Genomic DNA, 1,518 nt, shown 5'->3' with positions numbered 1-1,518 from the left:
GTTGACGTCCATTCACACCAGCGGTATTGTCGTGCGTACACAGATATCTTGTCGTATGTACACACACGGAGGTTGCTGGGGTGATAGCCGCAGACCGGGAGCCCCGAGCGCCCCGGCTTATGGGTGTCGCCGAGATCGCCGAGTACGCGCGGGTGAGCCGACAGGCGATCTCCAACATGCGGAATCGCGACGACTCCTTCCCCATGCCAGTCGAGGAGCTGAGGAGCGGTCCGGTCTTCCTGGAGAGCGAGATCAGGGAGTACTTCGAACCACGAGCCGGTTCGGCCGGTCGATCCGCGCCGATGCCGGATTCGGTCGTTCGCCACGTTCCAGCCGGATTCGACCCACTCGACAAGGCCAACCTGGTCGCGAGCGTTGTCAACGCGCTGTTCTCGGCACCAGCCCAACCGCTCGGGCAGTTCGAGCCCTTCAACGGTTCCGGTCTGTATTGCCTCTACTACTCGGGGGGCGATGAGCTGTACGGCCCGATCGCTGGCGGCGATCCGACCCGCCCGATCTATGTCGGAACGGTCCACGCCCGGGCTCGCGCGAGTAACGAGACACTCTCGGCATCCAGTTCGCCGGCGTTGACCCGCCGTATCAGAAGCCATGCCCAGAGCATCGAAGCGGTCGAGCGACACACCACACCGACGATCAAGCACCCACTGTTCGTTCGAGACTTCTCGTTCAGATGCCTTGTGGTGGATGAGATGTGGGCGATCCCGGCGATCGATTCGGTCATGTCGCGGTCCGCGCCGGTCTGGAACTCCGCTATTCGCGGATTCGGCGCCAATGCCATCGGCGGCAATCGACGAGCTGTTAGATCAGCGTGGGACACACTGCATCCTGGTCGCCCGTGGGCCGAGCCACTCAAGGACGGATACTCGGTCGAGGGATTGGAGACCCTCGCCCGGGAACACTTCTCACGCGCGTTTGAGACGGCGGTCGGGATATGACGATGGACTGGACCATGGCCGCCGCGATTGTCGGCATCCCGACCACACTCGCGGCCCTGGTGCGCGGGGGCATGTTCTTCTACGCGCTGCGCGGCACCCGCCCCAAGGACCGACCCGCGATCATTCGAGCCCTCGGAACGATGCACAAGGACGCCCGTGCCGAACTGCCAGCCGTCCGCCGCCGGATGATGACGACTCCCGCGTCCGGAGTGCCGGATTCGACAGGAGAGCCGCGATGAGACACCAACCGGGATGGCCGCTTCGCAGGACGGTCTCAGTCAGCGGCGCTGGCTAGCAAGGGCGGCCGCTAACACCAGGAGACCTGATTGGTCGCGAGTAACACTTCCCGACGATCTAACCGCCGAACTTCAAACCAGGACGAGGAGCTGATCACGATGACTGACCGAGATGCCGACATCGCCGCCTACGAGGCGCGCCTTGCGCGAATCTACGCGCCCGAACTGGCATCACTGAAGAGCCGCTTCGACACGGTCGGCGCGATCGTCGACACCGGCGGCGGCTGCACCGCGATCGAATCGGGCAAAGGAACCGTGCCCAGTTC

The 1,518-nt window shown here is 64.1% G+C and carries 2 protein-coding genes; both read left to right on the top strand.

Going from position 1 to position 1,518, the window contains the following annotated elements; genetic code table 11:
• The first annotated feature begins 119 nt into the window (after window positions 1-119).
• The gene (locus ACFWPJ_RS32550; RefSeq protein ID WP_378857321.1) at window positions 120-956 is read left to right on the top strand and encodes an Eco29kI family restriction endonuclease; all 837 of its coding nucleotides are present in this window, start codon (window positions 120-122) and stop codon (window positions 954-956) included.
• Window positions 957-958: 2 nt separating this feature from the next.
• A complete protein-coding gene (locus tag ACFWPJ_RS32545) occupies window positions 959-1,195 on the top strand; it encodes a hypothetical protein (RefSeq protein WP_378857319.1) in 237 nt (78 codons plus the stop codon).
• The last annotated feature ends 323 nt before the right edge of the window (window positions 1,196-1,518 follow it).

The organism is Nocardia sp. NPDC058497 (assembly GCF_042720195.1).
Lineage (GTDB): Bacteria > Actinomycetota > Actinomycetes > Mycobacteriales > Mycobacteriaceae > Nocardia.
The sequence above is the reverse complement of the archived record's forward strand: the minus strand, read 5'-3'. Positions and strand labels throughout refer to the sequence as shown.

What these genes read in the sequence shown, in the direction of transcription:
- ACFWPJ_RS32550 (WP_378857321.1), top strand. Translation starts at nt 120, where the DNA reads ATGGGTGTCGCCGAGATCGCCGAGTACGCGCGGGTGAGCCGACAGGCG.
- ACFWPJ_RS32545 (WP_378857319.1), top strand. Translation starts at nt 959, where the DNA reads ATGGACTGGACCATGGCCGCCGCGATTGTCGGCATCCCGACCACACTC.